This is a genomic window from Pseudomonas sp. gcc21 (genome assembly GCF_012844345.1).
Classification (GTDB): domain Bacteria; phylum Pseudomonadota; class Gammaproteobacteria; order Pseudomonadales; family Pseudomonadaceae; genus Halopseudomonas.
This window is the reverse complement of the sequence record NZ_CP051625.1, coordinates 1779575-1802998: the sequence shown is the minus strand read 5'-3', so window position 1 is coordinate 1802998 and position 23424 is coordinate 1779575. Positions and strand designations below refer to the sequence as shown.

23 protein-coding genes are annotated in these 23424 nt (G+C 61.4%); 8 read left to right on the top strand and 15 right to left on the bottom strand.

The window, feature by feature from the left end; all coding sequences use genetic code 11:
- Window positions 1–43: 43 nt before the first annotated feature.
- The gene (gene miaB, locus HG264_RS08360) at window positions 44–1387 is read right to left on the bottom strand and encodes a tRNA (N6-isopentenyl adenosine(37)-C2)-methylthiotransferase MiaB (RefSeq protein ID WP_169407233.1); all 1344 of its coding nucleotides are present in this window, start codon (window positions 1385–1387) and stop codon (window positions 44–46) included.
- Window positions 1388–1582: 195 nt separating this feature from the next.
- Here miaB and HG264_RS08355 point away from each other — a divergent pair, with 195 nt between their 5' ends.
- Entirely contained in the window at window positions 1583–1915 is a 333-nt protein-coding gene (locus tag HG264_RS08355; protein WP_150299686.1) for a DUF1820 family protein, read from the top strand.
- A gap of 43 nt (window positions 1916–1958) precedes the next feature.
- On the opposite strand, the gene HG264_RS08350 is transcribed toward HG264_RS08355, so the two are convergent.
- The 5 genes from HG264_RS08350 to HG264_RS08330 are packed head-to-tail and all read right to left on the bottom strand — an operon-like array spanning window position 1959 to window position 5920.
- Window positions 1959–2555 (bottom strand): tetratricopeptide repeat protein, encoded by a 597-nt coding sequence (locus HG264_RS08350; RefSeq protein WP_169407232.1) that lies wholly within the window; start codon window positions 2553–2555, stop codon window positions 1959–1961.
- The gene (locus HG264_RS08345; RefSeq protein WP_169407231.1) at window positions 2555–3199 is read right to left on the bottom strand and encodes a hypothetical protein; all 645 of its coding nucleotides are present in this window, start codon (window positions 3197–3199) and stop codon (window positions 2555–2557) included. Before HG264_RS08345 ends, HG264_RS08350 begins: the two co-directional genes overlap by 1 nt.
- Complete coding sequence (hemL, locus tag HG264_RS08340) at window positions 3196–4476, bottom strand: glutamate-1-semialdehyde 2,1-aminomutase (protein ID WP_169407230.1); 1281 nt, start codon at window positions 4474–4476, stop codon at window positions 3196–3198. Before hemL ends, HG264_RS08345 begins: the two co-directional genes overlap by 4 nt.
- Window positions 4477–4487: 11 nt before the next feature.
- Window positions 4488–5123: a thiamine phosphate synthase gene (gene thiE / locus HG264_RS08335; RefSeq protein WP_169407229.1), complete on the bottom strand. Its 636-nt coding sequence runs from the start codon at window positions 5121–5123 to the stop codon at window positions 4488–4490.
- Window positions 5120–5920, bottom strand: a complete 801-nt coding sequence (locus HG264_RS08330; RefSeq protein WP_169407228.1) for a hydroxymethylpyrimidine/phosphomethylpyrimidine kinase — start codon at window positions 5918–5920, stop codon at window positions 5120–5122. Before HG264_RS08330 ends, thiE begins: the two co-directional genes overlap by 4 nt.
- A 149-nt stretch (window positions 5921–6069) precedes the next feature.
- Here HG264_RS08330 and HG264_RS08325 point away from each other — a divergent pair, with 149 nt between their 5' ends.
- On the top strand, window positions 6070–6492 hold the full coding sequence (locus HG264_RS08325) for a DUF962 domain-containing protein (protein ID WP_169407227.1): 423 nt from the start codon (window positions 6070–6072) through the stop codon (window positions 6490–6492).
- A gap of 60 nt (window positions 6493–6552) precedes the next feature.
- On the opposite strand, the gene HG264_RS08320 is transcribed toward HG264_RS08325, so the two are convergent.
- The gene (locus tag HG264_RS08320) at window positions 6553–7455 is read right to left on the bottom strand and encodes a polyprenyl synthetase family protein (protein WP_169407226.1); all 903 of its coding nucleotides are present in this window, start codon (window positions 7453–7455) and stop codon (window positions 6553–6555) included.
- A 192-nt stretch (window positions 7456–7647) separates the two neighbouring features.
- Here HG264_RS08320 and fni point away from each other — a divergent pair, with 192 nt between their 5' ends.
- The 5 genes from fni to HG264_RS08295 are packed head-to-tail and all read left to right on the top strand — an operon-like array spanning window position 7648 to window position 13553.
- Window positions 7648–8703, top strand: coding sequence for a type 2 isopentenyl-diphosphate Delta-isomerase (fni, locus tag HG264_RS08315; protein WP_169407225.1), 1056 nt, complete (start codon window positions 7648–7650; stop codon window positions 8701–8703).
- Window positions 8700–9986, top strand: coding sequence for a glycosyltransferase (locus HG264_RS08310; RefSeq protein ID WP_169407224.1), 1287 nt, complete (start codon window positions 8700–8702; stop codon window positions 9984–9986). The genes fni and HG264_RS08310 overlap by 4 nt, the downstream gene beginning before the upstream one ends.
- Entirely contained in the window at window positions 9983–11155 is a 1173-nt protein-coding gene (gene crtY / locus HG264_RS08305) for a lycopene beta-cyclase CrtY (RefSeq protein ID WP_169407223.1), read from the top strand. Before HG264_RS08310 ends, crtY begins: the two co-directional genes overlap by 4 nt.
- Window positions 11152–12636 carry a phytoene desaturase gene (locus tag HG264_RS08300; protein WP_169407222.1) on the top strand — a complete coding sequence of 495 codons (1485 nt, stop codon included), beginning with the start codon at window positions 11152–11154 and terminating at the stop codon, window positions 12634–12636. Before crtY ends, HG264_RS08300 begins: the two co-directional genes overlap by 4 nt.
- Entirely contained in the window at window positions 12633–13553 is a 921-nt protein-coding gene (locus HG264_RS08295; RefSeq protein ID WP_169409062.1) for a phytoene/squalene synthase family protein, read from the top strand. Before HG264_RS08300 ends, HG264_RS08295 begins: the two co-directional genes overlap by 4 nt.
- Here the strand turns inward: HG264_RS08295 and HG264_RS08290 are convergent.
- The 8 genes from HG264_RS08290 to HG264_RS08255 all read right to left on the bottom strand — a co-directional run bounded on the left by HG264_RS08290 (window position 13516) and on the right by HG264_RS08255 (window position 20294).
- Entirely contained in the window at window positions 13516–14043 is a 528-nt protein-coding gene (locus HG264_RS08290) for a sterol desaturase family protein (RefSeq protein WP_169407221.1), read from the bottom strand. The genes HG264_RS08295 and HG264_RS08290 overlap by 38 nt on opposite strands.
- 62 nt (window positions 14044–14105) lie before the next feature.
- The gene (locus tag HG264_RS08285; RefSeq protein ID WP_169407220.1) at window positions 14106–14636 is read right to left on the bottom strand and encodes an FAD/FMN-containing dehydrogenase; all 531 of its coding nucleotides are present in this window, start codon (window positions 14634–14636) and stop codon (window positions 14106–14108) included.
- A 98-nt stretch (window positions 14637–14734) separates the two neighbouring features.
- Window positions 14735–15364 carry a pseudouridine synthase gene (locus tag HG264_RS08280; RefSeq protein ID WP_169409061.1) on the bottom strand — a complete coding sequence of 210 codons (630 nt, stop codon included), beginning with the start codon at window positions 15362–15364 and terminating at the stop codon, window positions 14735–14737.
- 799 nt (window positions 15365–16163) lie between these two features.
- Entirely contained in the window at window positions 16164–17813 is a 1650-nt protein-coding gene (locus HG264_RS08275; RefSeq protein WP_169407219.1) for an acyl-CoA dehydrogenase family protein, read from the bottom strand.
- A 104-nt stretch (window positions 17814–17917) separates the two neighbouring features.
- The gene (locus HG264_RS08270; protein ID WP_372240210.1) at window positions 17918–18118 is read right to left on the bottom strand and encodes a DUF2788 domain-containing protein; all 201 of its coding nucleotides are present in this window, start codon (window positions 18116–18118) and stop codon (window positions 17918–17920) included.
- An 80-nt stretch (window positions 18119–18198) separates the two neighbouring features.
- A complete protein-coding gene (locus HG264_RS08265) occupies window positions 18199–18687 on the bottom strand; it encodes an Lrp/AsnC family transcriptional regulator (protein ID WP_169407218.1) in 489 nt (162 codons plus the stop codon).
- A gap of 309 nt (window positions 18688–18996) precedes the next feature.
- On the bottom strand, window positions 18997–19866 hold the full coding sequence (locus tag HG264_RS08260; protein WP_372240230.1) for a cation diffusion facilitator family transporter: 870 nt from the start codon (window positions 19864–19866) through the stop codon (window positions 18997–18999).
- An 11-nt stretch (window positions 19867–19877) separates the two neighbouring features.
- Complete coding sequence (locus HG264_RS08255; protein ID WP_372240209.1) at window positions 19878–20294, bottom strand: polyribonucleotide nucleotidyltransferase; 417 nt, start codon at window positions 20292–20294, stop codon at window positions 19878–19880.
- Window positions 20295–20390: 96 nt separating this feature from the next.
- Between HG264_RS08255 and hrpB the strand changes: the two genes are divergently transcribed.
- A complete protein-coding gene (hrpB, locus tag HG264_RS08250; protein WP_169407216.1) occupies window positions 20391–22940 on the top strand; it encodes an ATP-dependent helicase HrpB in 2550 nt (849 codons plus the stop codon).
- Window positions 22941–23424 lie beyond the last annotated feature (484 nt).

The following is a 23424-nucleotide window of genomic DNA, read 5'->3' as shown; positions in this document are numbered from 1 at the left end:
GGCACTGCAAAGACAGGTGCCCGGGCAAATGTTTTGCGCGCTTTTACTGAAGAGTTACGCTGTCGGTGAGAGTTCCGCGCAGCGAATGAGGGAGCGCTTCGTCGATCAGTACGTCAACGAACTGCCCGATCAATCGCGGATTGTCGCTGCGAAAGTTAACGATCCGGTTATGTTCGGTGCGGCCCTGCAGCATGCCCGGATCCTTCTTCGAGTAGTCCGTCACCAGAATACGCTGCGTTGTACCGGCCATACGGCGGCTATTCTCGAAGCCCTGCTGGTTGATACGATCCTGGAGCACCTTCAGACGCTGCTTTTTGATTTCCATTGGCGTGTCGTCAACCAGGTCGGCTGCCGGTGTGCCGGGCCGTGAGCTGTAGATAAAGGAGTAGGAGAAATCGAACCCTACCTCCTCGATCAGCTTCATGGTCTGAGCGAAGTCCTTTTCGGTTTCACCGGGGAAGCCCACGATAAAGTCGGAACTGAGCAATATGTCGGGCACGGCCGCCTTGAGCTTGCGGATCCGTGACTTGTATTCCAGCGCGGTATGGTTGCGCTTCATGCCAGCCAGCACACGGTCCGAGCCGGACTGCACAGGCAGGTGCAGGTACTTCACCAGCTCGGGGACGTCTGCGTGCGCCTGGATCAGGCTGTCGGAGAATTCCAGCGGGTGCGAAGTGGTATAGCGGATGCGGTCGATTCCGTCGATGGCAGCGATGACGCGGATCAATTCAGCGAGATCGGCCACCCGCCCGTCGTGGGTTGCGCCACGGTAGCCATTGACGTTCTGCCCGAGCAGGGTGATCTCACGCACGCCGTTCTCGGCGAGGTGGATGGCTTCGGCCAGCACGTCATCGAAGGGACGGCTGACTTCCTCGCCCCGGGTATAAGGCACAACGCAGAAGCTGCAGTACTTGCTGCACCCTTCCATCACCGAGACGAAAGCGGTCGGTCCGTCCACCTGCGGCTCGGGAAGGCGATCAAACTTCTCGATCTCGGGGAAGGATACGTCGACCTGCGGCTTGCGCGTGGTCCGTGCGGCGTCGATCATTTCCGGCAGGCGATGCAGCGTTTGCGGGCCGAACACCACATCCACGTAGGGCGCGCGGTCGCGTATCGCCGAGCCTTCCTGGCTGGCAACACAACCGCCAACACCGATGATCAATCCGGGGTTCTTGTCCTTCAGCGGACGCCACCGACCGAGCTCGGAAAACACCTTCTCCTGCGCTTTTTCGCGAATGGAGCAGGTGTTGAGCAAAATGACATCGGCATTGTCCGGGGTGTCGGTCAGTTCCATTGCCTGACCATCGCCGAGCAGGTCGACCATTCGCGAGCTGTCATACTCGTTCATCTGGCAACCGTGGGTCTGGATATAGAGTTTCTTGGCCATGGGAGATCTGCTGAGGGTATCGTGGGAAAGGCGCGATTATACACAGATGGTCGGGCCTTTGTTACGCCCCGCGCTGTGGTATGATCCGCGCCCTGTTACAAGGTCTGTCGGCGCTTTGATGAGCGCAGCGTGCCAGACTCACCTTCCTGTTTTCCGGTTATCACCGCATTCACAAGAGCAACTCTGAATCACTCCATGAGCAAAGATAAAGAACCTATTTTTCGTGTGATCTTTCACAATCAGGGGCAGGTGTACGAGCTTTATGCCCGGCATATCTTCCAGAGCGAGCTGTGGGGCTTCCTGGAAATCGAGGAGCTGGTGTTCGGTGAGCGTTCCCAGGTGCTCGTCGACCCGGGCGAAGAGAAACTCAAGAATCAGTTCGATGGCGTCAACCGCAGCTTCATCCCCGCGCATGCGATTGTGCGCATCGACGAGGTAGAAAGCGTCGGTCAGGCAAAGATCAGTGAAGCCAAGGGCCATGTCGGCAACGTGATGAATTTTCCGTCACCGCCGGGCTCGGGACAGTAAATCGGGGGCCGGTCAGCTTCTGAGCGGAGCTGGCCGGTGAGCGTCATTCCTGCGGCACCACCGGCACGCCGGGTCGCGCTGAGCCATTGCCATTGAAGAACCGGTCGTACTCTTCCTTGCGGAGCTGGTTCAGATAATTGCGAAACAGCGTGCCGAGCACCTGCGTCGCCATCTCGATTTCTTCCCGATTCATTTCCGTGGCAATCCTGTCGCTGGCGTCCATGGCTTCATCCTGGCCGTTGATAGCCGCCATCTTGAGGATGATGTAAGCCTGCGGCAGGTTTCGCTCGACGCCTTCTCCCTGGTAGTGCATCAAGCCCAGCCGATACTGCGCAGCAGGGTGGCCCTGTACCGACGCTTCTTCGAACCACTCGAGCGCGGTGTCCAGGTCCTGTTCGATGCGCTCGCCCTGATAGTAGAGGTCGCCCATCTCGAATTGCGCCTGCATGTCGCCTTCGTCGGCAGCGGCCCGGCAGTTATCCAGTGCCAACTGCAGACTCTCATCATCCACCCGGTTCAGCGCGCAGCGATCCTCGGCGCTGATCAGCAACGGGTTGCCGCTTTGCGCATTGACGAGCAGAGGGCTGAAAGCGAGGCCAAGCAGTATGGCTCGCATCGACATCAGGGCTCGGTTTTTCATCAATCGCTCGTCATCTGAGTGTTCAGGCTCTGTGATTGGGTACTGAGCAGGCCCAGCGCGAGCCCCAGGGCGACGAACCCGGGAATCAGCCAGCTGGCCTGCTCGCTTGTTCTGAATAATGCTTCAAGAGGCATTTCATTGCCCAGCAATCCCGGGGCCAGTAGCGAGCCGGCGGCGATTACGCCGAGTGCTGCAGCCAACCGATGCCGCCGCACATTCAATAGTGCGGCGAGCAACAGGGCAGCGACGCCAAGCAGATTCACCAGCCAGTGGTATTGTTGCTCCAGCTGCATGCGTCTGGCCAGCTCAAAGAACGCCATCAGGCCAAGGATGATCTGTCCCCAGGTCATCGGCTTCCAGTGTAGCCCCAGCGCGAGAAACAGGCAGGCCATTCCCAGCAGCGGTAGCGAAAGATGCTGCGCTGCAAGGCCGAGCATGCGCTGAGCATGCAGCAGACCTTCCTGATCCAGGCCCAGTTCGGCCAGCACCATCAGCAGGGCAGAGGCGCCAGCCAGCAACAGGCCAACGAGACCCGCGGTCAATGCCCCGCGCGCAGGCAGGTGCAGCGGCTGTCGGTGCAGCCATAGCCAGAGACTCATCCCTGTCAGGCTGCCTGTCAGCGCAACGTAAACGAATAGCGTCATAGGGAGGCGAAGGCTTTTTCGGCGGCGTCCAGCGTCAGCTGCAGCTCGGTGTCGCCGTGGGCAATCGAGGTGAAACCGGCTTCGAAGGCGCTTGGCGCCAGATAAACGCCGTTCTCCAGCAGTACGTGGAAGAAGCGTTTGAAGCGTTCCGCATCGCTGGCCATGACATCCTCGAAGGTGACGATGTTGTCCGAGCCGGAGAAATACAGGCCGAACATGCCGCCCGCCTGGGTGGTGATGAAAGGAATGCCGGCTGCATCGGCCCGTTCCTGAAGGCCGGTCAGCATACGGCTGGTGTAGTCAGTCAACTCATCGTGAAAACCAGGGCGCTGAATCAGCTTCAGTGTGGCCAGACCGGCCGCCATGGCAAGCGGGTTGCCCGACAGCGTGCCTGCCTGATAGACCGGGCCCAATGGTGCGATGACTTCCATGATTTCACGCTTGCCGCCAAAGCATCCGACCGGCATGCCGCCGCCAATGATCTTGCCGAAGGTGGTCAGATCCGGCGTGACGCCGTAGTACGCCTGAGCACCGCCGAGGGCAACGCGGAAGCCGGTCATGACTTCGTCGAATATCAGTACTACGCCATGCTGGTCACAGAGGCTGCGCAGCCCCTCGAGAAAACCCGGCGCCGGTGGCACACAGTTCATATTGCCGGCGACCGGCTCGACGATGATGCAGGCGACGTCGGAGCCAACGTCCGACAACATCTTCTCGACCTGTGCGATGTCGTTATAGGGCAGGGTGAGGGTGTGTTTGGCAAAGTCGGCAGGCACCCCGGCGGAGCTGGGCACGCCCTGGGTCAGCGCGCCGGAGCCTGCCTTGACCAGCAGGCTGTCGGAGTGGCCGTGGTAGCAGCCTTCAAACTTGATGATGTTATCGCGACCGGTGTAACCACGGGCCAGGCGTATCGCGCTCATGGTCGCTTCAGTGCCGGAGCTGACCATGCGCACCAGATCCATCGAGGGTACGAGTGAGCACACCAGATCCGCCATCTGCGTTTCCATTTCGGTCGGCGCGCCATAGGACAGGCCGTGGTCGAGTTGACGGCGTACCGCATCCAGCACATCGGGATGGCTGTGGCCAAGGATCATCGGGCCCCAGGAACCAACATAATCGATATAGCGTTTGTCATCCTCATCGATGATGTAGGCGCCCTCGGCATGCTTGATGAACAGCGGCGTACCGCCCACGCTCTTGAACGCGCGGACTGGAGAGTTGACGCCGCCTGGAATGTGTTTCTGAGCGTTGGAAAAGAGGACTTCGGAGCGGGACATGGCTTTTTCTCTCAAAGGGGTGGAAACAATTCGGTGAAACCGCGGGCCCGACGTTCTACTTCCGCCGGGGATCCGGCGGAAAACAGGCTATTGACCACGGCGATCATGTCGGCACCGGCGCCGATCAGTTGGGGCGCGTTATGCAGGGTGACTCCGCCTATGGCTACAAGTGGCAGGGCAAAGCGGCGGCGTACCTCTTCGAGCAATACCGGAGTGGCCGCCGGCGCGCCGGGTTTGGTGACGGACTGGAAGAACCGGCCGAACGCAAGGTAACTGGCACCCGCGGCTGCCGCTTCTTCGGCGAACGCCTGGCTTGCATGGCAGGTGGCACCAATGATTGCGTCAGGCCCGAGGTGCTGGCGTGCTTCGCGCAGGGACCCGTCGTCGCGGCCGAGGTGCAACCCCACGTCCAGTTCGGCGGCCAGCGCCAGATCATCATTGATGATCAGCTGCGCGCCGTAGTAATCACACAGCGTCCGCAGGCGCGAGGCTTCATCCAGCCTGCGGACCGAATCTCTGGTCTTGTCGCGGTACTGCAGCAGCCGAGCGCCGCCTGCCAGAGCAGCATCCACCCAGGGCAGCAGCCGTTCGCCAGACAACAATGCATTGTCAGTAATGGCATACAGACCTCGCAGGGTCTGGCTCATGAACAGAAGTCCAGTGGCAGCCGGCGCGGCACATACTGCCCATGGCCGGGCTGCTCGGCGTCGCGCAGGGTACGCCAGGTGTAATCAAGCGCGGTCCTGACTGCGCTGACCAGCTCTTCACCCAGGGCCAGCCGGCCAGCCAGTGTGCTGGCCAGGGTACAGCCGGAGCCGTGGTAACTACCGGGCAGACGCTGACAAACGAAGGTGTGCTGTTGCCCGTCGCGGCAATAGAGCCGGTTGTGAACCTCGCTTTCGTCACCGTGGCCTCCAGTAATCAGCAGGTTCTGGCAGTAGGGCAGCAGTTTGTCGGCACAGGCATCAGCGTCACCCTCGGGCAATTCCGCGAGGATGCGCGCCTCGGGCAGATTCGGCGTGGCGATGCGCGCGACGGGCAGCAGGCGTTCACGCATGGCGTAGCCGACATCGTCCTTGCCCAGCGATCCGCCGCCCCCGGCGCGTAACACCGGATCACATACCAGCGGTGCGTGTTCAAGCCGTTGCATCAGCTCCAGGACGGTATCGACCATTTCGACGGAGCCAAGCATGCCGAGCTTCACAGCCGAGACCGGCATGTCGGCGATTACCTTGTTCGCCTGGGCCAGCACCCATTCGCGATCCAGCACGCGAAAGTCGCTGACATCCTGCGTGTCCTGCACGGTCAGAGCAGTGACAGTTGGCGCAGCGTGACAACCCTGTGCAATCAGTGCTTCTATATCTGCCTGCAGGCCTGCTCCTCCGGACGGATCATGACCGGAGAGGCACAGCACTACAGGGCGGGAAGGAGTAGGTATATTCATTGCTCAAGCTTATCATCAAGCACCCGGTTGCGGCAGCCGGGGGGCGGGCTAAAGTGAATAAGGCGCTTCGTTTGCTGCACCTGACCAATCGGCATGGCAGACGCGCCACTGCCTGAAAATAACAACAATCCTGATGGGACACTATTGAGATGAAAGCGATCAACCAGTGGTTCGATGAATACGGTGAAAGCCATGTCGATCCGGTCAACAAGATGCTGCACTGGATCTGCGTGCCGCTCATAACCTTCAGCGTGCTGGGTATCTTCTGGGCCATCCATCCGGCGGTCGCGATACTTGCTGTGGCGCTTGCACTGGCGTTTTATGTGGCGCTGTCATGGCGTATCGCGGTGACCATGCTTCTGGTGAGCACACTGATGCTGCTGGTGCTAAGCCTGATGACCAATGTATTGGTGCCGTCGCTGGCGATTTTCGTGGTGGCCTGGATCGGTCAGTTCATCGGGCATCACATCGAAGGGCGCAAACCGTCATTCTTCAAGGACATTCAGTTTCTCCTGATAGGCCCGATCTGGTTGCTGGGGTTCGTTTTTCGCTCTCTCGGATTGCGCTACTGACTTAAGCGTAAATACGAAGGCTTTAGTGGACGCTGTGAAGGCTCTGTCTGCCGCGGAGAGTCAGCGCGGCGCCAGCGCCTGATCGAAGAGCTTGTGCATAAAGCGGCTTACCGCCTGGTTGGGGCCGTATACAGCGGTCAAACTCGCGTCCGCCTGGGTAATATGCCGGAGCAGCTGTTTACGCGCTGCATCCGGCCCGAGAAGCGTCACCAGGGTGGACTTGCCTTCGTCTTGCAGCGGGTCTTTTCCGGTGTCGGTGGCGCCATCGCGCAGATCGTCCAGCAGCTGAAACGCCTGGCCGAGCTCCTGGGCGAATTTCGTCAAGCTCTGGCGCTGGGTGTCAGTAGCGTCGGCGACCAGCGCAGCCATGTTCAGGGCTGCTCCGAAGAGCACACCGGTTTTCAGTTCATTGGTGGTGGCAATGTCCTGCGCTGAGCGCTGGGTCGCCCCCTCGCGAAGGTCCTTGTACTGTCCGTGCACAAGCCCTTGCATGCCCACTGCATTGGCCAGCTCTGTCACCAGCTGGGCGCGCAGCGCAGCGGAAACGTTCGGTAATGAAGAAACCAGACTGAACGCCTTGGTCAGCAGGGCGATCGCAGCCAGCACTGCGACGTCCTCCCCGTACTCGCGGTGTATGGTCGGGCGTCCCCGGCGCACTTGAGCGTCGTCCATGCAGGGCATGTCGTCGATGATTAGCGAGCTGGCGTGAACCATCTCTACTGCACAGCCCAGATCGATCAGCGAAGGGGAGCTGCAACCCAGACCCTGGGCAGCCATCACCAGCAGCAGGGGGCGTACGCGCTTGCCCGCAGGCAAGACACTGCCGCGCATGGCGTTGGCCACCTGATCCCGGCCAGTAGCGTCCAAGGGCAGCCACTCGCCAAGGCGTTGATCAACCGCCTCTCTGATCGAATGCACGTTTTGCAGGCCGCTTGCCTCTACTGCCACTGATAACGAATCCATAAGCACGCTGCTCCAGTCGGCGTTCCTTCGATTGCGGTCACTCGAGGCTGAACTGTAGCTGAAAAAATTGTTCAGAGTTGACGTTCGCGCTTGTTTGCAAAGTAAGCCGCTCCTCATCAGGGGAGGCAAAGTTTCCTTGCAATGCAATGACAGCTGCACCCGAAAAAAAATCCCTCGGTGAAGGAGTGGTCCATGGCACATGGAGAGCTGGTTGACCGTAAGAACGACCATCTGGATATCGTGTTGGATCCCGGGCGTGCCATCTCGCCTGTGGAGAACCCCTTCAGTGCCTTTCGACTCGAACACTGCGCACTCCCCGAACTGGACCTCGACGCTATAGACCTTAGCCGGGAATTTCTCGGCCGGACGCTGCGCGCGCCAGTGCTGATCAGTTCCATGACCGGCGGGGCGAAGCGCGCGAAGGGCATCAATCTGCATCTTGCCGAGGCAGCTGAACAGCTGGGTATCGCGCTGGCGATAGGCTCCCAGCGGGTGGCCGTGCAGACCGGTGTCGACCATGGCCTGACCCGTGAGCTGCGCGCCCGGGCACCGAGCGTGCCGCTCTTGTCCAACATCGGTGCGGCGCAACTGGCCGAGCCACAGGGCATCGACTGGGCCCGCCAAGCGGTGCAGATGATTGATGCCGATGCGCTCATCGTGCATCTGAATCCGCTGCAGGAGGCAGTGCAGGGCGGCGGTGACCGCAACTGGATCGGCGTGCTGGCCAGTCTGAGGCGCCTGGTCCGTGAGATTGATGTTCCGGTGGTGGTCAAGGAGGTCGGCGCAGGCATATCGGCGCGTGTCGCCACCAGCCTGGCGGACGCCGGCGTTGCCGTGATTGATATAGCCGGCGCTGGCGGTACCAGCTGGGCTGCGGTGGAAAGCGAGCGGGCAACCAACGAAGCCGACCGCCGCGTAGCGCAGGCCTTCGCCAGCTGGGGCATCCCCACGCCATACGCCATCCTCGGAGCGCGACAGGTGCTGCCGCGCAGCACCCTGATTGCCTCCGGGGGCATCCGCGATGGCGTTGATGCGGCAAAGGCAATTCGTCTCGGCGCGGATCTGGTAGGTCAGGCCGCCGCAGTTCTGCACGGCGCGACCCAGTCAACCGACGCGGTGGTCGCTCACTTCCAGATACTCATCCGTCAGCTGCGGATCGCCTGTTTCTGTACCGGTAGTGCGAATCTGGCGGCGCTCAGGCAGGCACCCATCTTTCGTGACGCCACTTTGCTGGAGCCCTGGACGTGAGCCACTTCGGGGTTGTGGCGCCGCCTTTCCCCAGTCATTTCAAGGTGTTTCAGGCGTTGGCGATTGAATTGATCGAACGTGGGCATCGCGTGACGTTCCTGAACCAGGCCGACGCCAAGACCTGGCTGGACGATGAAAGGATCGGCTTTCAGATGCTCGGGCGCGATTCGCATCCGGTGGGCAGTCTCGCCGGGACGCTGCGCTGCGCGGCCAATCCGGGAGGGCCGCTGGGCCTGCGGCGGCTAATCGGGGATATGGCGCGGACCACTGATATGCTCTGCCGCGAACTGCCTGACCAGCTTGAGGCGCTGGGCATTGATGCGCTGCTCTGCGATCAGATGGAAGCCGCTGGTGGGCTGGTCGCGGAGGCGTGCGGGCGGCCATTCGTATCGATTGCCTGCGCGCTGCCGGTCAATCGCGAGCCGGGCGTGCCGCTTCCGGTCATGCCAATGGCCTACGAGGACAGCGAGCGGGCGCGGCAGATCTATCAGGGCAGTACCCGAGTCTACGACTGGCTGATGAGCCCGCACCGGCAGACCGTGGCTCGGCATGCACAGCGTTTCGGGCTCTCGCCCCGTGAGGGGCTCCACGAGTGTCTGTCGCCTTCGGCGCAGATCAGCCAGACCCTGCCCGGGTTCGAATTCCCCCGACGGGAGCTCCCGGAACACTTCCACCATGTGGGCCCGCTGCGTTCGGCCGCCGAAGCCAGTCGGCCGCTGACCATCGAGCTGGATCCTGATCGGCCGCTTGTCTTCGCCTCGCTGGGCACGCTTCAAGGGCAACGTTTCGGCCTGTTCAAGCGGATCGCCCAGGCCTGCGCCGGGCTCGATGTGCAATTGCTCTTGGCCCATTGCGGCGGCTTGAGTGTCGACCATGAAGAGCAACTACGGCGTGCCGGTGCGACCTGGGTAACCGACTTCGCGCCGCAGCAGGCGGTGCTGCAACATGCCAGCGCAGTGGTCACCCACGGCGGCCTGAACACTGTGATGGACGCTATTGCCAGCCGCACCCCCATGCTGGTCACGCCTATTGCCTTCGATCAGGCTGGCGTGGCCGCCCGCGTCGAGCACGCCGGCATCGGCCTGAAGGCTTCGGCCCGTTTCGCCGGGCCCGGTACGCTGCGCAAGGCTCTGGAGCGGCTCTTGTCGGACAGGGATTTTGTACCCGCGCTGGAGCGCATCAGCGAGCAGGCACTTACCGCCGGCGGCACACGCGCCGCCGCGGATATTGTCGAACAGGTATTACGTACCGGCCGGCCGGTGCCCGCCGAGCAGGCCGCATGAGCGCCGCCTGGGATCTGGTGCTGGTCGGAGCGGGGCTGGCCAATGGGCTGATTGCCTGGCGCCTCAGACAACTGCGACCCGAGTTGCGGGTGCTGCTGCTTGAGGCCGGGGCGGTGCCCGGTGGCAACCACACCTGGTCGTTCCAGGCCTCGGATCTGACCTCCGCCCAGCTGGAGTGGCTCGATCCGCTGATCTGCGCCCGCTGGGCCGGCTATGAGGTGCGCTTTCTGACCCTGCAGCGACAGTTTGAAAGTCCTTACTGCAGTATTTTTTCCGAACGCTTCGCCGAGGTTATTACTGCCGATCTGGGCGAGAGTCTGCGTACGTCCACCGCGGTCCGGTCGTTGGCACCGACATGGGTAGAGCTTGAAAGCGGCGAACGCATCGAGGCGCAGGCGGTCATCGATGGCCGTGGTGTAGAGGCCAGCCCGCACCTTGCTCTGGGCTATCAGGCGTTCGTAGGGCAGGAATTGCGCCTGACTGAGCCGCACGGGCTGACGCGGCCGATTCTCATGGATGCCACGGTGAGCCAGGGGCAGGGCTATCGCTTCGTCTACGTGCTGCCCTTCGCCCCGGATCGTCTGCTCATCGAGGACACCCATTACATCGATGCGCCCGTGGTGGATGCTGCGCTGCTGCGCGAACACATCGCTGCCTACGCCAGCGCTCACGGCTGGTGCATCGAAGAAGTGATGCGCGAGGAGCAGGGCGTTCTGCCTATCACTCTGGCGGGCAACTTTGCGCAATTCTGGCAGGCAGCAGCGGGCCAGCCGCGTAGCGGGCTGCGCGCCGGACTCTTTCATGCCACCACCGGCTATTCGCTACCCCACGCGGTGCGTCTGGCCGAGCTGGTCAGTGCTGCGCCAGAGCTGGATGCCGAGACGTTGTTTTCGAGTATCCGGAGCCAGGCTGAGCAGGAGTGGCGCCGGCAGGCATTCTTCCGCCTGCTTAATCGCATGCTGTTTCTTGCGGGACGACCCGAGGAGCGCTGGCAGGTCATGCAACGCTTTTACGGACTGCCCGCAGGGCTCATACAACGGTTTTACGCGGGCCGGCTCACTCTGCCGGACAAGGCGCGCATTCTCACCGGCAAGCCGCCAGTCCCGGTTCTGGCTGCGGCCCGGGCGGCGATGACCGTTACCCCACAGCAGTTAAGGAATCGAGCATGAAGGCTGATAAGCGCGCTGTGGTAATCGGCGCCGGGTTTGGCGGATTGGCGCTGGCTATCCGGCTGCAGGCGGGCGGTTACCAGACCACGGTGCTGGAAAAACGCGACAAGCCGGGCGGCCGCGCTTACGTGTACGAGGATCAGGGCTTCACCTTCGATGCGGGACCGACGGTGATTACCGACCCCTCAGCGCTTGAAGAGCTTTTCACGCTGGCAGGCAAGCGCATGGAAGACTACGTCGAGTTGCTTCCGGTGGCGCCGTTTTATCGGCTTTGCTGGGAAGACGCGCCGCCCTTCGACTATGCCAATGATCAGGCTGAGCTGGACCGGCAGATTGGCGAGCGCAGTCCCGAGGATGTGGAGGGCTATCGCCGTTTTCTGGCGTACTCGAAAGACGTTTTCCAGGAAGGGTACCTCAAGCTCGGCGCAGTACCTTTCCTCTCCTTCAGGGACATGGTGAACGCCGCACCGCAGCTTGCGCGGCTGCAGGCCTGGCGCAGCGTCTACAGCATGGTTTCGAGTTTCATCAAGGATCCGCATCTGCGCCAGGCCTTCTCGTTTCACTCTCTGCTGGTGGGCGGTAATCCCTTCGCCACTTCATCGATCTACACTCTGATTCACGCTCTGGAACGGGAGTGGGGAGTGTGGTTTCCACGGGGCGGCACCGGGGCGCTGATCAGCGGCATGGTCCGGCTGCTGGAAGATCTGGGCGGCAAGGTCGAGTTGAATGCCGAGGTAGCCGACATCGAGGTGCGCGATAACCTCGTGCGGGGGGTCAGGCTTCACGATGGTCGCCGCTTCGAGCTGGACGCGCTGGCGTCCAATGCAGACGTGGTGCATACCTACGACCGTCTTTTGCGGGGCCATCCACGCGGCCCCCGGAACGCCCATGCACTCAAGCGAAAGCGCTTCAGCATGTCGCTATTCGTGATCTATTTCGGTCTGAGCAAAGTGCCGGAAAACCTTCAGCACCATACGGTCTGTTTCGGCCCGCGCTATCGTGAGCTGATCGACGAGATCTTCAAGAGCGAAACCCTGGCCGACGACTTTTCCCTCTACCTGCACGCCCCATGTGTGACCGACCCCTCGCTGGCGCCGCCCGGCGGCAGTGCTCATTACGTTCTCGCGCCTGTGCCTCATCTGGGCAATGCGCCGATCGACTGGGAGGTTGAGGGGCCGCGCTATCGGGACCGCATCCTCGATTATCTCGAACAGCACTACATCACGGATCTGCGGGCGAATCTGGTCACCTGCCGGCATTTCACGCCGGTGGATTTTCGCGATGAACTCAACTCGCACCTGGGGTCGGCGTTCTCGCTGGAGCCGATCCTCACCCAGAGCGCCTGGTTCCGCCCGCACAATCGCGATCCGGAGATTCGCAATTTGTATCTGGTCGGTGCAGGCACCCATCCGGGCGCCGGCGTGCCCGGCGTTGTAGGCTCGGCCAAGGCAACGGCCGGGTTGATGCTGGAGGGCAACTGATGGACGCCTTGGTCGACCACGCAACCCAGACCATTCGCGCCGGGTCCAAGAGTTTCTCCGCTGCGTCAAGGTTGTTCGATCCGGACACCCGGCGCAGCGCAGTATTGCTCTACGCCTGGTGCCGGCATTGCGATGATGTGATCGACGGCCAAGTGTTGGGAAGGGAGCAAGCCGGTGCGGCGAACACTGCGCAGGAACGTCTGGCCGAGCTTGAGGACGCCACCCGGCGGGCCTATTTCGGAGAGTCGATGAGCGACCCTGCCTTCGCCGCTTTTCAGGCAGTTGCGCTCAAGCACGACATCCCCCAGCGGCACGCACTGGAGCATCTTCGGGGCTTCGCCATGGACGTTGAAGAGCGGCGTTATCTGCGCATCGAGGACACGCTGGAATACTGCTACCACGTCGCCGGCGTGGTAGGCGTGATGATGGCGATCATCATGGGTGCCCGAGATGAGCCGACGCTGGATCGCGCCAGCGACCTGGGTATTGCCTTCCAGCTGACCAATATTGCTCGCGACATCATCGAGGATGCTGCTATCGGGCGCTGTTACCTGCCGGCAGATTGGCTGGCGGAGTTCAATATCTCGCCACAGCAGCTCGGTGACAGCCGCCATCGTCCGGCCGTAGCGGTGATGGCGAAGCGTCTGGTGGACCTCGCTGAGCCTTATTACGTTTCCGCCCTCCAAGGGCTGCCTGCGCTGCCGCCACGATCCGCCTGGGCGGTCGCCACCGCCCATGGGGTTTACCGGGAAATCGGGGTCAAGGTGGTCGAGCGGGGAGAGCGAGCCTGGGACAGCCGGACCTTCACCAGCGGGGCGGACAAGCTGCGCCTTGTAGCACGAGGAGTCTGGCAGGTCTGGGATGCGCGGCGACGAGAGCCTAGGCCGCGCCCGGCTCTTTTTCGCCGTCCCCGATAGTCTCGTCGCTACGAGCGAGGCGGCCATGGTGCAGTTCCCGCAACTGTCTGCGCAGCCTCGGAACCGGCGGCGCAACCAGAAAGCCGAAGGATACACAGCCCTCCCGACCTTGGACGGCGTGGTGCATCAGATGTGCCTGATAAAGGCGTTTCAGATAGCCGCTGCGCGGCACATAGCGGAACGGCCAGCGCCGATGGACCAGGCCGTCATGGGCCAGAAAGTAGAGCATGCCGTAGGCCGTCATTCCGGCACCGATCCACTCTAGCGGATGATAGCCTGAGGTACCCAACGCAATCAGTGCGATGGCCACTCCGGCAAAAACCACCGCATACAAATCGTTCTTCTCGAACCAGCCGGCGCGCGGCTCGTGGTGCGACTTGTGCCAACCCCAGCCCCAGCCGTGCATTACATACTTGTGCGCCCACCAGGCGAAGGCTTCCATCCCCACCAGGGTGGCGAGAAATACCAGCAGGTTAGTCATCAGGCCCATGCGCTGAGCTCCGGTAAAATGCCAGTGGCCATTCTAAACCGACTCGCGAGGGCGAGGCAGCGTCACCGGTCCGCATCCACAGACCCGGGCTGCGCCGCTGCGTCCGTGTCGTTGATGGGATCAAGCGCCTCCAGTGCCAGCCGAAGAGCGGGGGCGGAGTCGAAGCGCCGACGCTCGATGATCCGGCTGTCTTCAAGACCGAGCCAGAGTACCTCGCTGCGCTCCGTCACATACCGGCTTGCCACCTGATCCTCCCGATCCAGAAGGATGCGGTAGGCTGCAGAGCGCATGGAGGGTATCAGTACGCGGTTGGCTACAAACTTGGGCACGCGGGTGATGTCCGCAACGTAGATCACGCTGCGCTGCGCCAGCCAGCCCTCCGGTTGATCCTTGATTGCATCATTTACCAGCCCTGCAGCGCCATTGCTTGCAGCGATGAGCATGACGCGTTCATCCGGTTCGAAGGTATAGGGCTCATCAAACTGATCGGGTAGTGTCCAGGGCTCGATACGGTCAGTGGCCGGCGTGGCGGGCTCGTCCGCCTGAGCGAAAGGCATTAGCAGCAGGCTCAAAGCAAAAAACAGCGGTTTCATGAAGGCTCCGACTCGGTTTGCGTGGTTCAAGAGTAGCTGCAGCGGGTCAAGGCGTCATGCCCTAATCAGCATCGGATGCCGGCGGGGCTCTTGGTCGGTTAACCAGGCGCCTGTGGCGTCAGTTCTCGCCAGTGCCCGGGTTGCAGATCCCCGAGCGCCCAGTCCCCAATTCTGACCCGCACCAGCCGCAGGGTTGGTAGCCCCACCGCGGCGGTCATCCGTCGCACCTGGCGATTGCGGCCTTCGCGAATGGTTATCGCAAGCCAGGTAGTGGGAATGCTTTGACGAAAGCGCACCGGCGGATCGCGTGGCCAGAGCTCAGGCTCGGCTATCACTGCGACCTCCGCCGGCCGGGTTGGGCCGTCATTCAACACTAGCCCTTTACGCAGAGTCTCCAGCTGTTCTTCAGTTGGTGTCCCTTCCACCTGCACCCAATAGGTTTTTGCCAGCTTGTGCTTCGGGTCGGTAATCCGTGTCTGCAGCCGGCCATCATTGGTCAACAGCAACAATCCTTCGCTGTCCCGATCCAGCCGGCCCGCGGGATAGACGCCGCTGATGTCGATGAAGTCCTTCAGCGTCGCGCGGCCCTCACCGTCGGTGAACTGGGTCAACACATTGAATGGCTTGTTGAATGCAATCAGGCGCGGATTGGCTGGCGGCGGCGCGGGCGCTCGGCGCGGTTTAGCCAGGGGTCGCTTGGCTAGGGAAGGCTGTTTCGGCTTGCGCATGGTTGAAGGCTGCAGTGTAAAGCCCGTCATGCTAGTTCGGTTGGTAGTCTGGGTCCAGTAGCGTTAGGAGCATCGCCCGCCGGCTGTCAGGCTTGCGCAAGACGCCGTGAACCCATCCATGGGGGCTTGGTGAAAACATCCCTGTTTTCAACACTTGCTCCACCCTGACAGTCGGCGGGCTCGATTGAGCCTCGGCGTGAGGCGGAGCATAAAGCTGGTTTGGGGTCTGCCTTCCGGCAGCTCAAATGTTGACGCGAAGCGAGGCGACAGGGTCGAGCCGACCGTGCGATGACATGGATGTCATCGACGAGCTTACAGGGACGTACTTGCAGCGTGTCGGCGCGGCCCTGCCTCCTCGCGACAGCTGACTCTGAAACACGACCCAACGAATGACTGAAATTTATTTGGAGCTTGTAATTGGTGCCGCCGAGATCACCGGAGCAGGGCGCCCACCGGCTGCCAGGCTTGCGCAAGACGCCGTGAACCCGTCCCTGGGGGCTTGACGAAAACATCCCTGTTTTCGACACTTGCGCCACCCTGACAGCCGGCGGGCTTGATGAACATCGGTGTGAGGTGGAGATTTAAAACGAAAGCCGATTTCGCTTTGTTTTTCCTGTCAGGTAATTCCAATTTTGATGCGAAGCGAGGCGACAGGGCTGAGCCGACCGTGCGATGACATGGATGTCATCGACGAGCTTACAGGGACGTACTTGCAGCGTGTCGGCACGGCCCTGTCGTCACGCGGCAGCCCACTCCATATGATCCAATGAGCCTTACCGTTCTTTTCGAATGCAGAGCATCAGCCCTGCATTGGCGCAGAGCGGGCCACCAGTGCCGCGACATCAACACCCCGCGGCAGTGTGCCGAAGGCATGGCCGCGTCCTTCGAGACGACTCGCAATGAAGGCGTCGGACACGGCCTGGTTGCCTGCGTCCAGCAAGAGCTTCGCCTGAAGCGCGACAGCAATATCTTCGGTCAACTGGCGCGCGCGGTACTGAATATCGTCCTTGTCGGCAAAGGCCTGCTGCAGACGCTGAATATGTGCCGCAAGTCGGGCGTCACCCTGGCCGTCGCCGAGCTCGGCGAAGAGCACATCCAGCACGCCGGGCTCCTTCGATAGAGCGCGCAGTACGTCGAGGCATTGCACGTTGCCGGAGCCTTCCCAGATCGAGTTCACCGGCGCCTCGCGATACAGGCGCGGCAGGATGGTGTCCTCGACATAGCCTGCGCCGCCGAGGCATTCCTGTGCTTCGTTGATCATTGCCGGGGCACGTTTGCAGATCCAGTATTTGCCGATTGCGGTGACCAGGCGTGCGTATTTCACTTCCTGCTCGTCATGTGCGTTGTCGAGTGCCTTGCCCATACGCATGGTCAGCGCCAGAGCAGCTTCGCTTTCCAGCGCCAGATCGGCCAGCACGTTCTGCATCAGCGGCTGCTCAACCAGCGGACGTCCGCCCACCTGCCGATGCGTGCAATGGTGAATCGCCTGAGTCACGGCCTGGCGCATCAGCGAACTGGAGCCGATCATGCAATCGAAGCGGGTCAGCGAGACCATTTCTATGATGGTCGGTACGCCGCGCCCGTCTTCACCGACCATCCAGGCCAGCGCACCCCGGAACTCGACCTCGCTCGAGGCGTTGGCCCAGTTGCCCAGCTTGTTTTTCAGCCGCTGAATATAAAACTCGTTGCGTGAGCCGTCCGGCCTGTGGCGCGGCAGCAGGAAACAGCTCAGGCCTTTGTCGGTGTAGGCGAGGGTAAGGAAAGCATCGCACATCGGCGCCGAGCAGAACCATTTGTGTCCAACCAGTTGGTAGGCTTCGCCAGGCCCGCCGATACCTACGGGACGGGCGCGTGTGGTATTGGCCCGCACATCGGTGCCGCCCTGTTTCTCGGTCATCGCCATGCCGATGGTAGCGCCGGTTTTCCCGGCCATCGGCAGGTTGCGCGGGTCGTATTCGCGGGACAGTATTTTCGGTAACCAGAGCTCCGCCAGATTCGGCTGCAGGCGCAGCGCTGGAACGCAGGCGTAGGTCATGGTCATCGGGCAGCTGGTGCCGGCTTCGGCCTGGTTATGTAGATACATGGTTGCGGCGCGCGCCACCTGTGCGCCGGGACGAGGATCCGTCCACGGAGCTGACGTAATGCCTGCTGCGATACCCGCTGACATCAGTTCGTGGTACGCCGGATGGAATTCAACCAGATCAACGCGGTGACCATAGCGGTCATGGCTGTTGAAGACAGGCTTGTGTTCGTTAGCGAGAAAGCCTGCCGTCATCAGGCGGTCACCGGCCACAGCGCCGTATCGCGTTAGCGCCTCGTCAGCCCAGCCGCCGCCGTAACGTCTCACCCATTCCTGCAGCGGAAGATCCGAGCGGTAGAGGTTGGTGCCATCCAGTGGCGGCACCTGATTGGTGACTTCGTGAGTTTCCGCGAGGATCTCGATGCTCATGGGTAGGCTCCTTGGCGCTGACGCGATGGGATGAGCTGAACCCTGAGCATGCCACTATTGGGAATGCAGCGAAACTGGTCCGCTGCAAGCGCAGTTTGCCGGTGTCAGCCGTCGACCCGGCCGATGATGATGGCCTTGATGATGAACCCGAGCACGCCCAGGCCGAGCGCGAAAAACAGCACCATGGTGCCCCAGCGCCCAGCTTGGGATTTCTTGGCCAGATCCCACACGATAAACCCCATGAAAGCCACCAGGCCGAATAGCATAAGGGGCATCGCGAGCGCTTCAAACTGCTGGTAATCCAATTGATTGCTCCTGAATAACGAGAAAAACGCTGCGCATTATACCGTTCCCGGTCGATGCGCTCAGCCTTGATCGATAGTCTCTACTGAGGAGTGATATGCGCCAGCGGAAGTTCAGTAGACGCGACGATTTTGTGCAGCATGAAGCTGGACCGCACGCTGGAAACCCCCTCAATGCGTGTCAGGGTACCGAGCAGGAACTGTTGATAGTGCTCCATGTCCGGCACGACTACGCGTAGTTGATAATCGGCATCCATCCCGGTGACCAGGTAGCAATCGAGCACTTCAGCGCAGCCCCTGATCGCCTTTTCGAATCCTTCGAAGCGTTCAGGGGTGTGTCGGTCCATGCCGATCAGTACGAAGGCGGTCAGCTTCAGCCCCAGGCGAGCCGGATCCAGCAGGGCCACCTGGCGCGTTATATAGCCGCTGTCCTCGAGGTGTTTCACGCGCCGGGAGCAGGGTGAGGGTGAAAGGCCTATACGCTCAGCCAGCTCCTGATTGCTTATGCGAGCGTCGCGTTGCAGCTCCGCGAGGATTTTCAGATCGAAGCGATCCAGATTGTGCTCATTCATGGTTCGGCCTTAGATAATTGCAGGTAAACGGCATAAATAGATGTTTTGTTGCTGAAGCATAGGCTTTGCGGGCAATCTTAGGCAAGAAATGGCGCTGCGGTAGGGGTACCATGGTTTCAAGTTTGAAGCCCGGACCGAACAGTCCAACTTCTCCTTCAACCAACAGGGGAAGCGGCCGCAGATCTTACCGGACCTGCAGGCCATTCGGTCACCCAGCTCACAAGGCTGAGGAATAAGGCAGCATTTCACCAGAATGCGAAACGGACATAAAACGAAAACGGCTGACCTCGATGGTCGGCCGTTTTCGTTTCAGGCTGGATCGGTATGCACCAGCACATCGGCCTGCGGATAGGCTTTCTCGATGACCATGCGAACTTCCTCACCCAGATCGTGCGCCTGAGCAAGCGACATCTCTGCGGGCAACTCGACGTGCAGTTGCATGAACCAGTGCTGTCCGGATTCGCGGGTGCGCAGATCATGTACGCCAACCACGCCAGGGACCGCGCGTGCCAGCGCGAGCGCATGCGCGCGGATTTCGTCAGAAAGTTCGTGGTCCATCAGGATCTGGGTGGCAGACAGGCCAATGTGCACCGCGCCGTAGGCAATGTAGAGCGCGATGACCACACCGAACAGCGCATCCGCCCGAGCGATACCGTAATAAGCGAGCATCAGCGCCGCGATGATGCTCAGGTTCATCAACAGATCCGAGCGATAGTGCAGGGCATCGGCGCTGATGGCGGTGGACTGGGTGTGCTTGATGACGCGGCGCTGGATCAACAGCAATCCGATGGTGGCAGCGATAGAGATCAGCATTACCAGCACGCCGAGCCAGGCTGCATCAAGCGGCTGCGGATTGATCAGGCGCCTGATGCCCTGCACGAACACCAGAATGGCGGATCCGCTGATAAAGGCCGACTGTGCCAGGCCGGCGAGTGCCTCGGCTTTACCATGGCCAAAACGGTGGCCCCTGTCAGCGGGCTTGAGGGAGTAGCGCACCGCAAACAGGTTGATGATCGAGGCGCCGGCATCCATGAAGGAGTCGATCAGCGAAGCCAGCAGGCTCACCGAACCTGACATCAACCATACCGAGCCTTTGAGCACGATCAGACCCAACGCTACCGTCACTGAAGCGTAGGTGGCGAGCTTCAGCAGACGGTTCCGGCTTGCAGGATCCAGCACCTTCGCGGTCATCAGGCGCGCTTCGCAGCCAACCCGAGCAGAGCCAGTTCCTGATGGTCCGGTCTGGTCATCGGCTGGGCATGCTCCAGCGGCAGATCCAGATTCAGTTCCTGCTTGATAATTGCCTTGAGCTTGAGCCGATCCACCTTGCCCTGGCCATCAACGGCTTCGTTGAGACGCTCCGGGGCGATGCTGTAGCGCTGGTCCGGCAGATAAATCGCACCGGTAGCGAAATCCACTGCAAAGGCCACGATGCCAGGCACCAGGTAGAACAGCAGGCCGATCGCGTTCAGGGCAGCAATACCCGGATCAATATTGCCCTGGATCTGTCCGCGGCGCTCCGGATAGAAAATCGTACCGCAGGCGGCAAGCTGGGTAGTCAGAGCTGTGGTGAGCAACACACAGGCCAGTGGTTTCAGACGCATCATTAAACTCCTCCAATCCGTTATGTCGGCGGTTCGTGTGAGACGGCAGGGCCGGGTAGAATAGCGACCCATTTCAGCTTTCAGTGTAGCGAGTTCTATTTGAACCAGACGAGCGAACTCCCGGTCCAGAATGTCCTGCCGCAGCTGGAGGATGCCCTTGCCAGGCATCCCTGCGCCGTGTTGCAGGCGCCCCCGGGTGCAGGCAAAACGACACTGGTCCCGCTGAGGCTGCTGAATAATACATGGTTGGCCGGGCAAAAGATCATCCTTCTCGAACCGCGTCGCCTGGCCGCGCGTGCAGCGGCAGAGCGCCTGGCCGAGATGCTCGGCGAACCGGTCGGGCAAACCGTCGGCTACCGTATCCGGCTGGAGACACAGGTCAGCGCTGCCACCCGCATCGAAGTCGTTACAGAAGGCATACTTCAGCGATTACTGCAGGCTGATCCCGAACTGCCGGGCGTGGGACTGGTGATCTTCGATGAGTTTCATGAGCGCAGCCTGGATGCTGACCTGGGTCTGGCGCTGTGTCTGCAAACCCAACAATACCTGCGTGACGAGCCGCCGCTGAAACTGCTGGTGATGTCCGCTACGCTGGATGCCGAGGTGGTGAGCCGTTTGTTGGATGATGCGCCGCTGATTCGCAGTGAAGGCCGTCAGTATCCCGTGGAAGTCCGTTACGGCAATCCGCTAGAGCCAGGCCGATTCATCGAGCCCGTCGTGGTACAGCAAACAGTGCAGACGCTGGCTGAAGAGGCGGGCAGTGTTCTGGTTTTCCTGCCTGGTGTTGCAGAAATCCGCCGCGTTCAGTCGCAGCTGAACGAAGCCCTGGGCGAGCGTCCCGACATTCTCGTCACTCCGCTTTATGGGGAGCTGGACTTTGCTGCCCAGCGGCAAGCTATCCGTCCTGCTGCACCCGGTCAGCGCAAGGTGGTGCTGGCAACCACCATCGCTGAGACCAGCCTGACCATCGAGGGTATTCGGGTCGTCATCGACGCAGGCCTGTCCCGCGAGCCGGCCTTCGATCCGGTATCCGGCATGATGCGCTTGCACACGCGCCGGGTGTCGCGTGCTTCGGCAGAACAGCGCGCCGGCCGGGCGGGACGTCTCGAACCCGGCGTATGTTACCGGCTGTGGTCAGCTGACCAACATATGCAACTGGCGGCGCGGAGCCAGCCGGAAATGCTGCAGGCCGACCTCGCGCCGCTCGCGTTGCAATTGGGTCAATGGGGCGTGCACGACGTAAACGAATTGGCGTGGCTTGACCCGCCCCCGTCTGCTGCGTTGCAGCAAGGGCGGGAACTGCTGGCGCGTCTGGGCGCGTTGACGCTGGACGGTCAAAGCTGGAAGCTGACCGAGCATGGTACTGCCATGGCTGCGTTGCCGATGCATCCGCGTCTGGCGCACATGCTTTTGCGCGGTCACTCGCTGGGGCTCGGAAGACAGGCGTGTCAGCTTGCAGCAATAATCGGTGAGCGCGATATTCTTCGCCAGGTGCAGGACGCCGATATCGCCCGCCGCATGGCCGTTTTTACCGCGCCTGAAGCAGATCCTGCGGTCGATCGCGGCGCGCTGCATCGTGCCCGACAGCTCTCCGCCCAATGGCAGCGACTGCTTGGTTCGCAGCCTAGCGGTTCAGCTGTAGCAGACCCGGCTGCAGAAAAATGGATCGGCTTGCTGCTGGCCATGGCCTATCCCGACCGCATCGCCCAGCGGCGTGGCGAAGCCGGCAGTGAATACCGTCTGGCTAACGGCCGGTCAGCCGCTTTTATCGAAGTTGATGCGCTGCAACAAGAGCCATGGCTGGCTGTCGCCAGTCTGGGTGGGCAGGCAGCCCAGCGGAGCGCCCGTATTTTCATGGCTACGGCATTGGATGCTGAGCAGGTCAGGGAATATCTACCTGAGTTACTGAGCAGGCGGGATACACTCGAATGGGATCCGCGTAGCGAGACCCTGCTGGCGGAACGTCAAATCAGGCTGGGCGAGCTGGTATTCAGCCGGGAAGCCTTGCCGGATATCGATCCCGCGCAGCGTAACCGTGCGCTGTGCGATGTAGTCCGACGTCAGGGCCTGGCTCTGCTACCGTGGACCCCGGCACTGCGCCAGTGGCAGGCACGGATCCAGCTGCTTCGCCGGTTGGATGAAGAGGCTGGCGTTCAAAGCGTCTGGCCCGATCTGTCAGACGCAGCCCTGCTGGATACGCTGGAAGATTGGCTGGCCCCTTATCTCGATAAAGTGCGCCGCCTCGCGCATTTCGCGAACCTCGATTTGCCGACAATCCTTGGCACGCTCTTGCCGTGGCCATTGCCCAAACAGCTTGACGATCAGGCACCGACGCATTGGGCGGTGCCGACCGGATCGAGAATCCGCATCGACTATGCAGAAGAGCCGCCTGTTCTGGCGGTGCGTCTGCAGGAAATGTTCGGCTGTACCGACACCCCGCGCATCGCCGGCGGCCGCGTCGCGTTGAAATTGCACCTACTGTCCCCGGCCCAGCGCCCGCTGCAAGTGACCCAGGATCTGGCCGGATTCTGGGCGGGCAGTTATGCCGAGGTGAAAAAAGACATGAAAGGCCGCTATCCCAAGCACTACTGGCCGGACGACCCGGCGCAGGCGCAGCCTACCGCCCGAGCCAAACCGCGTAAAAGTTGATCCGAACGTTTCCAGTACTGCGGAAGGTTGCCTGTCATGCGTGATCTGATTCGGCGTGAATGTTTTCGTCGATGCTCCGGAGCAGGGCGCCCGCCAGCTGTCAGGCTTGCGCAAGACGCCGTGAACCCGTCCCTGGGGGCTTGACGAAAACATCCCTGTTTTCGACACTTGCGCCACCCTGACAGCCGGCGGACTTGATGAGCATCGCCGTGAGGTAAAGTTTAAAAGCGCTTTAGTTTTCGCTTTGATTCTCTCTCAGGCAACGCCCATGTTTATGCGAAGCGAGGCGACAGGGCTGAGCCGACCGTGGGATGACATGGATGTCATCGGCGAGCTTACAGGGACGTACTTGCAGCGTGTCGGCGCAGCCCTGTCGACTCGCGACAGCTGACCCCAAAACAGAACCAACGCAGTTATTGCTTGAGGCGTTTCCGGCTAACGGAACATCACACCGAAACGCAAACCCAGCGAATGGCAACGTGGT

Coding starts and splice junctions, on each gene's coding strand:
- miaB (WP_169407233.1), bottom strand. CDS start 1,387: ATGGCCAAGAAACTCTATATCCAGACCCACGGTTGCCAGATGAACGAG.
- HG264_RS08355 (WP_150299686.1), top strand. CDS start 1,583: ATGAGCAAAGATAAAGAACCTATTTTTCGTGTGATCTTTCACAATCAG.
- HG264_RS08350 (WP_169407232.1), bottom strand. CDS start 2,555: ATGAAAAACCGAGCCCTGATGTCGATGCGAGCCATACTGCTTGGCCTC.
- HG264_RS08345 (WP_169407231.1), bottom strand. CDS start 3,199: ATGACGCTATTCGTTTACGTTGCGCTGACAGGCAGCCTGACAGGGATG.
- hemL (WP_169407230.1), bottom strand. CDS start 4,476: ATGTCCCGCTCCGAAGTCCTCTTTTCCAACGCTCAGAAACACATTCCA.
- thiE (WP_169407229.1), bottom strand. CDS start 5,123: ATGAGCCAGACCCTGCGAGGTCTGTATGCCATTACTGACAATGCATTG.
- HG264_RS08330 (WP_169407228.1), bottom strand. CDS start 5,920: ATGAATATACCTACTCCTTCCCGCCCTGTAGTGCTGTGCCTCTCCGGT.
- HG264_RS08325 (WP_169407227.1), top strand. CDS start 6,070: ATGAAAGCGATCAACCAGTGGTTCGATGAATACGGTGAAAGCCATGTC.
- HG264_RS08320 (WP_169407226.1), bottom strand. CDS start 7,455: ATGGATTCGTTATCAGTGGCAGTAGAGGCAAGCGGCCTGCAAAACGTG.
- fni (WP_169407225.1), top strand. CDS start 7,648: ATGGCACATGGAGAGCTGGTTGACCGTAAGAACGACCATCTGGATATC.
- crtY (WP_169407223.1), top strand. CDS start 9,983: ATGAGCGCCGCCTGGGATCTGGTGCTGGTCGGAGCGGGGCTGGCCAAT.
- HG264_RS08300 (WP_169407222.1), top strand. CDS start 11,152: ATGAAGGCTGATAAGCGCGCTGTGGTAATCGGCGCCGGGTTTGGCGGA.
- HG264_RS08290 (WP_169407221.1), bottom strand. CDS start 14,043: ATGGGCCTGATGACTAACCTGCTGGTATTTCTCGCCACCCTGGTGGGG.
- HG264_RS08285 (WP_169407220.1), bottom strand. CDS start 14,636: ATGAAACCGCTGTTTTTTGCTTTGAGCCTGCTGCTAATGCCTTTCGCT.
- HG264_RS08280 (WP_169409061.1), bottom strand. CDS start 15,364: ATGCGCAAGCCGAAACAGCCTTCCCTAGCCAAGCGACCCCTGGCTAAA.
- HG264_RS08275 (WP_169407219.1), bottom strand. CDS start 17,813: ATGAGCATCGAGATCCTCGCGGAAACTCACGAAGTCACCAATCAGGTG.
- HG264_RS08265 (WP_169407218.1), bottom strand. CDS start 18,687: ATGAATGAGCACAATCTGGATCGCTTCGATCTGAAAATCCTCGCGGAG.
- HG264_RS08255 (WP_372240209.1), bottom strand. CDS start 20,294: ATGATGCGTCTGAAACCACTGGCCTGTGTGTTGCTCACCACAGCTCTG.